Genomic DNA, 6,391 nt, shown 5'->3' on the forward strand with positions numbered 1-6,391 from the left:
AATCTATCCGAAAGCCATTCAAGAAATTGATTATCGATCCCTTCCCAGATCGAGTGAACAGGGAAGGGTCATTCTTTTTTGAGCCATCCGCTCAACCCTGCTTGACAACTGCACTTGCGCCTTAACTTGTCACGAATCGGGTGCGGTAAACTTTTCTGGTTGGGGATGTCCAAGTTTCTTCGGTTTGAGCGACAAACCAAATTGGGAACTGAAAAGCTTTGACTCCGACATTGCCACTATTACTATCGCGATTGCTAGTTGGTGGTTCGTAGAGTTTGACACTACCGAGTTCGGGATATCGATGGCGTAACTTCTCACAGATTTTTGTACTCAGGCGTTCTTCAACTATTTCGCGTTTTTGTTGAGGATCGAATTTCCAATAGTTTAAGCCACCAATTAGCACCGAGGCTTCTGGTAAATCGACCATCGAGCCAGGGCCAAAGGATGACAGTAATTGGCTTTGACGAATTTCTCCATCTGGGGGACGTTTTTGTTTAGACTTCATGACTCATCTCCAAAATCTTGACCATCGGGACGTTGAATCCATAAATCTACAGACTGTTCGACATCGCGTAAACTCCGCTGTGCTTTAAACTTTTTGGCGCGAAGATTTTGTTTGAGCAGTTCGGGATCGAGCGGATCGTAAAGTAATGGCGGCGCATCACCGACTTCTTTCTGATATTGCAATTTTCCTTGTTCCTCGGTGGCTAAATGCTCCCAATCATCCAATAGATCGGTTACAGCCGCTCGGATGTGCAATCGCAGTGTTTCGGCCTCATCTTTGCTCAATTCTTTATCGTGATTCGCTGCCCGCTCGGAAATAGCCTCAGCGACAAATTCAAGATTTTGACGTTCTTGGTTAATTTGAATTGCTTGCTTGGGGGCTGTGAGTCGATCGCATCCCAAACGAGCGAGGGCGACGGTAATGCCAGCTAAACCTCGATCGATCGCCCGTGGTGAAAATGGCGTAACGCTAGTGGCTTCTACCGCCCGATAGAAGGTATTATGCCAAGCTTGAAACCGCTCGTAATGCGATCGATCTCGCGGTCGATGGATATTCATCAAGGTAATCACCAATCCAGGGCGTTCGTCATCGCGTCCGACGCGGCTGGTGGCTTGGATATATTCGGCGGTGGTTTTAGGTTGTCCGAGGACTACCATTAAACCCAGACGAGTGATATCTAGACCGACGGAAATCATATTGGTTGCCAACACGACATCGACGGCATGTTTGCGATCGCTCCCGTGGAAAGTCTTATCTAGTCTGCCCTTAGCTTCCGCCACCTGACTAGTATTCACCCGCGAGGTCAATTCTAATGGATCGTCGGCAATCTTGCGATCGGCAAACCAGCCAATTGCTTCTGTCTCTCGCTTCCTGTCGCTATATGCCTCTAAAAGCGATCGCACTTCATCCTCGACAATCCGCCGACTACCGCCTAGTTCCCGCAGGGAATTGAAGTACCCCACTAATGTCATGTAAGGATCGACAGGGTTATTCTGGTTTCTCGCTCCTTTCTCTGCCTCCCATAACTTCTGACTCGCGCCTAATAGTGCCAGATAGGTACGCAGTAACACTACTTTCAAACTTCGTCCTTGCCCTGAAACTCCCACATAGAGACGGGCATTTTTCGTTTGAGCGGAAACGGTTTGGGCAAAGAAAGAGTGACGACGTTGGCGTAGCCTACCGTAGGTAATCGACTCCAGGGGGTGGGAAAACTTCTACTTGGTCGCGTCCAAATAAAGCGCGAATTTGACTGGTAGCACGGCGCACAGTAGCCGTAGATGCAACAATCTTGGGTTTAATTGCTTTACCATCAATCGTCCGACAACTGAGAGTTTCGATCGCAGTTTCATATAGTCCCACCATCGTGCCGAGCGGCCCCGAAATTAGGTGCAACTCATCTTGAATGATTAGATCCGGTGGTAATAATCCCTGTGAAAGCCGACTACTACCTTTGATGTCGGGAGTAGCAGCACCATAGAATCCATCAACACTATAGCTAGTAACCTTCCCAAATAATCCCGCCGTGCGTCCTACCCACGGCAGACTGGCAAATTTATCGACAGTGGCAATTAGAAAGCAGGGCAGCCGCCGATAAATGGCATCATCAACAGTGACAATTGGTAAGAATCGATCGCCCCTAAAGTCACATTGGCGATTACTACAAGTGATTTTGAGATCGAGGGGATTGGCTTCAGTCGGGCGGAGTTGAAAAGATTTCTTGTCAAATTTAGACCCACACCAAGGGCAACTATCGAGGGGAATTGGCGAATTTTGGGTTCTGCCACTTTGATAATCGATCGTCTTTTGACGGGCAGTGTGGTCTTTTTTATCGCCATGTTTGCCCATTTCATTGGGAGTAGCAGCGGAACCCACCCACAGCCCGATTTCAAATGGCCAGACTCCCAACTTGGCAGGGTCTTTACTGCGTTCTAGTTCGAGGGCGCAGACGAGGGTGGCAGCGCGGCTGAGTTGGTCGAGGGTGAGCAGGCGAAGAGTATAACGCATCAGAACGCTCATTCCTGCCCCGTCAATGCCTGGATTCCGTAGGCGACGGAGGACGAGGGTAAAAGCAGCTAATCCCAGGTAGGCTTCGGTTTTACCGCCACCTGTGGGGAAGAAGAGTAAATCGACGATTTCCCGATCGATCGTTGTTGGTTGAGCGATGCCAACTAGGTTCATTAATAGGAACGCTAGCTGAAATGGTCGCCATGTGGGAGCTTTAACTGATTCTGGCAATTCATCGCTGTTGTGGGTGTTGCGCTGACGAATGGCAGTGGAGATCGATCGATTTGCCATCCGAAAAGCTGTCAAAACATCAGGATCGTCTAAAGCTTGCAAGCCAGCAGCGATCCGCTGATTGACGATGGTGGCGCGGCGCAGCAGTTCCGCCGCAGTTTCCGCACGGGAAGAATCGGCAAGTTGGATCGTCGATTGCTGTGCGATCCAATCGGTGTAAACTTGCACCATCGGACTAATGAGAGTGCGAATCGATTCAGCCGTCTCAGCATCAGCGATCTTTTCCATCCCCAGTTCGACGGTTGGTAAGTCGGTAGCAATTACCTTTTCAACTTCGGCTGTGGGAATCCAGGCGGTACAGATCTGAGTGCAACGGCTCCGAGCGTCGGGAAAGGCTAGAGCCGACACATTATGCCCGCAAGCAAATTCATAATCATCGCGATATTGTAAGTCGGCAATCCGCTCATCGTCGTCTTCAATTTGTCGATCGCGCAAATCGGGGCGAGGAATGAAACCATCGCGATTGTGGATGGTGAGTTGAGCCTGAAAAATGAAACCTGTATCTTTCTCACAATCAGGTTTAGGGCGACGATGGTTGATGAGAAAGATCGAAATTGCTCTAGTGCCAGCAGGTAGCTTGGTAGTGCCGTTAACGGGACGATTGGAGATGGCGAGTTTAAGTCCGTCGCTATGGGGAACGTCGAGAGTAATGGGCTTGGGAGAGTCGGTAAGAGTAACGCTCAGACGCTGTAATTGTCGCTGACGTTGCCATCTGTCGGTTTTCGCTTTATTTTCGCTCTTGCCGTCTGATTTAAGGGGTAGATAGTCGCCCCAATATACTTCTAGATCCACACTGGTAGTCTTGTCACCAATCAGGAAGCTAAGTCCGATCGATGATGGAAATAGAGCCTTTCTAGCCGATGCAGTTTCCGGCGTATTTTCGTCTTCACTGGATCTACTTGTGGGAGCATCTAATTCGAGTCCTTCGTCAGCAGTATCACCGCTCCGATCTTGGCCGCTGGCTTCATAGGGCACCAAAAATCCGGTCAGATACCATTTGCTAGGAGCTTGGGAGATGATTTCGTCTTGGTAATGGTTGTCAGCAGTGGCATCGGGGCCAACGAGATCGAGGCTGAGGGCTTCAACGAGTTTTTGGCGAACGGCTGCTGATGTGGTCATGTAGCGAGATTGTAGAGCATTCCCCAGTATGATTCCCCATAATGATGCGGTATCCACCGTAAATTTTGAGAACAATTGAGCAAAACAACTCGCAAGACCTCTTGTTTAAGCCCCCAGCCCCCAAAATTGGGGGCTGGGGGCTATCCTCACTAAACCTCACTAGAGAATCGTGTTTTAGCAGCATTCAGCCAGAGCAGCAGCTATTGGAACGAGCGATTGATATTCATCGCCAGAGAATGGCTGAAATTCTTGTGTCCATTTGGCGGTTAGTTTGCACAGCAATCGAAATTGAAGCGGCGTTGGTGCCGGATTGACTTTTTCAACTACTACTTTCACTGCTTGGGGCTGTTTGCCAACTAATTGGAAAAAGTCTTTGACCAAATAGCGCGGACAGAAACCAATATTGTGTCGATCGATCGTCCGTAACATTAAGGCGTTAGCATCATACTCATTTTGGATGTCGTGCATCAGCATCAATTCTTCACCAATGGTACATTCGGCCGCCCGCTGTTGGGCTGAAGCAGGATAATGTCTGAGTCCGTGGGTGAAAAAGTGAATTTCGTATTCTCCAGCGGCGTTACGATCTGGCATTGAGAAGACTTCAAGGCTGTCGGTGACTCGTTTTCCGCCACTGCGACCGAGGAGGGTAATCGGATCGATCGATCCAGGGTTGCCGTTTGAGTCGAGGTTGAGCCAGTCGATGAATTCTGGATATTCGGGGCGCGATTTATTGAGGAGACGGTTGGCGAATGGCCAGAAGAGTTCGATCGAAGTGTAGGCCCGATCGAACTCTGGAAATGCTAACAGGGGACGAAAATTAGCTACCGATTGGGCTTGGAGTGCGCCCTGAATATAGACAAAACAATATCTGTGACCATCATGAGTCAGTTTGCCAATTGGGAACCAGGCGCGGGAAACGGCATCTTGCCAAGTGAGGAAGAGAGTGTTCATGGTAGTTCCTCTCGAAGAGCTAGTAATCGATCTTTGTTGAAGTCTTGCCACATCGTACCATTTTTGATACGATGTGAGTTAATGGACGAAAAAATATTGCCTGCTTGTTTTTATCAAAATAGTCTTGGTAATGAGCCTGTCAGGGATTGGGTGAAAGACTTAGACAAAGAAGACCGCCTCATTATTGGTTCTGATATCAAAACCGTTGAATTTGGCTGGCCAATTGGGATGCCTACTTGCAAACCATTGGGTAAAGGCTTATATGAGGTGAGATCTAACTTATCGAGTAATCGCATTGCTCGTATCATCTTCTGTATCTACGATGGACGGATGGTGCTGTTACACGCATTTATCAAGAAAACTCAGAAGACACCTAAAAAAGATCTTGAATTAGCTCTCGATCGTAAATCAAAATTAGAGGCAGCAAATGACAAATAATAATCCCCATATCGGTTCTTCTTTCGATGACTTTTTGGATGAGGAAAATTTACTAGTTGAAGCTAATGAAATTGCAATTAAAAGAGTCATTGCGTGGCAATTGCAGCAGGAAATTGAATCTAAACACATGACTAAAACGAGTGTCGCTAAGGCAATGGGCACTAGCCGCGCTGCTGTAGATCGATTATTAGATCCAGACAATACTTCAGTAACGCTCAATACGCTGAGTAAAGCCGCTAGAATTCTCGGCAAAAGGATCGAAATTGAGCTTGTAGAAGCATGACGATCTTGTATGAGTTGACAAACAGAGTAATTTACGCTGCAATTTGATCTTCTGTCTCAACCCTATCATAGCTAGTCTTAGTACAATAGCACTGCTATACTTAGTGTGAACGAGTATTTAAGTTTCAAGTATGACGAACTGTTGGATCTGTGGAAAACTTGCGGATAGTGCAGAACACAAAATCAAAAAGAGCGATATTGTCAAAATAAATGGGACTGGTTCATACAAAAAGGGTGAAGTCTTGTTGCATCAAGATGATTCTTTAATACCTTTACAAGGCTCTAATTCAAAACTTGTAAAATACGACAAAATTTTATGTTCATCGTGCAACAATGGTTTCACTCAGCCATTTGATAAAGCATACGAATGTTTTATTGATTATGTTTGTGACAATAGAGATTTAGTATTGAATCAGCGATTTATAAATTTCAAAGAAGTCTATGGTGACAACTTTGCGGATGAGCAAAGAAACCTCTACAAATACTTTGTCAAAAGTTTTGGATGTAGATTAGCCCACTATAAACATCAAATACCAACAGACTTGAACCGATTACTATATCAAGAAAATTTTCAAACACAGCTAAAAATATCCTTTGCTGTTAACGAAGACAAGTTGCTTCATCATAGCTTTGAGAAAACAGTTGGGAATAGTGTTCTATATCTGATTGACGGACAAAAGTTTTTTTAAGCCCAGACATGTGTGTGCGCCTTAAATTCAATTCGGTATTTTTTTTGCAGATATTGTGAATGAGAAGCCTTGACGGGATCTCGGTCAATATTAGTAGTAAAAGAGACAGAAC

General features: G+C 46.4%; 7 protein-coding genes. 3 read left to right on the plus strand and 4 right to left on the minus strand.

Annotation, left to right across the window (positions count from 1 at the left end; genetic code table 11):
- Window positions 1-121 precede the first annotated feature (121 nt).
- From ACEW9J_RS18630 to ACEW9J_RS18645, 4 genes are all read right to left on the minus strand, one after another.
- Window positions 122-505, minus strand: coding sequence for a hypothetical protein (locus ACEW9J_RS18630; RefSeq protein ID WP_373546594.1), 384 nt, complete (start codon window positions 503-505; stop codon window positions 122-124).
- A complete protein-coding gene (locus tag ACEW9J_RS18635; protein ID WP_373546599.1) occupies window positions 502-1,575 on the minus strand; it encodes a helicase-related protein in 1,074 nt (357 codons plus the stop codon). The genes ACEW9J_RS18630 and ACEW9J_RS18635 overlap by 4 nt, the downstream gene beginning before the upstream one ends.
- Before the next feature lie 106 nt (window positions 1,576-1,681).
- On the minus strand, window positions 1,682-3,919 hold the full coding sequence (locus ACEW9J_RS18640) for a hypothetical protein (protein ID WP_373546595.1): 2,238 nt from the start codon (window positions 3,917-3,919) through the stop codon (window positions 1,682-1,684).
- 174 nt (window positions 3,920-4,093) lie between these two features.
- Window positions 4,094-4,870: an HIRAN domain-containing protein gene (locus tag ACEW9J_RS18645; RefSeq protein WP_373546596.1), complete on the minus strand. Its 777-nt coding sequence runs from the start codon at window positions 4,868-4,870 to the stop codon at window positions 4,094-4,096.
- 81 nt (window positions 4,871-4,951) lie between these two features.
- Between ACEW9J_RS18645 and ACEW9J_RS18650 the strand changes: the two genes are divergently transcribed.
- The 3 genes from ACEW9J_RS18650 (at window position 4,952) to ACEW9J_RS18660 (ending at window position 6,279) form a co-directional block, all read left to right on the plus strand.
- Window positions 4,952-5,308 (plus strand): type II toxin-antitoxin system RelE/ParE family toxin, encoded by a 357-nt coding sequence (locus ACEW9J_RS18650; RefSeq protein WP_373546597.1) that lies wholly within the window; start codon window positions 4,952-4,954, stop codon window positions 5,306-5,308.
- Complete coding sequence (locus ACEW9J_RS18655) at window positions 5,298-5,591, plus strand: helix-turn-helix transcriptional regulator (protein ID WP_309742152.1); 294 nt, start codon at window positions 5,298-5,300, stop codon at window positions 5,589-5,591. Before ACEW9J_RS18650 ends, ACEW9J_RS18655 begins: the two co-directional genes overlap by 11 nt.
- A gap of 130 nt (window positions 5,592-5,721) precedes the next feature.
- Window positions 5,722-6,279, plus strand: coding sequence for a hypothetical protein (locus ACEW9J_RS18660; protein WP_373546598.1), 558 nt, complete (start codon window positions 5,722-5,724; stop codon window positions 6,277-6,279).
- Window positions 6,280-6,391 lie beyond the last annotated feature (112 nt).

The sequence above is a fragment of the Chamaesiphon sp. genome, assembly GCF_041737865.1.
Classification (GTDB): domain Bacteria; phylum Cyanobacteriota; class Cyanobacteriia; order Cyanobacteriales; family Chamaesiphonaceae; genus Chamaesiphon.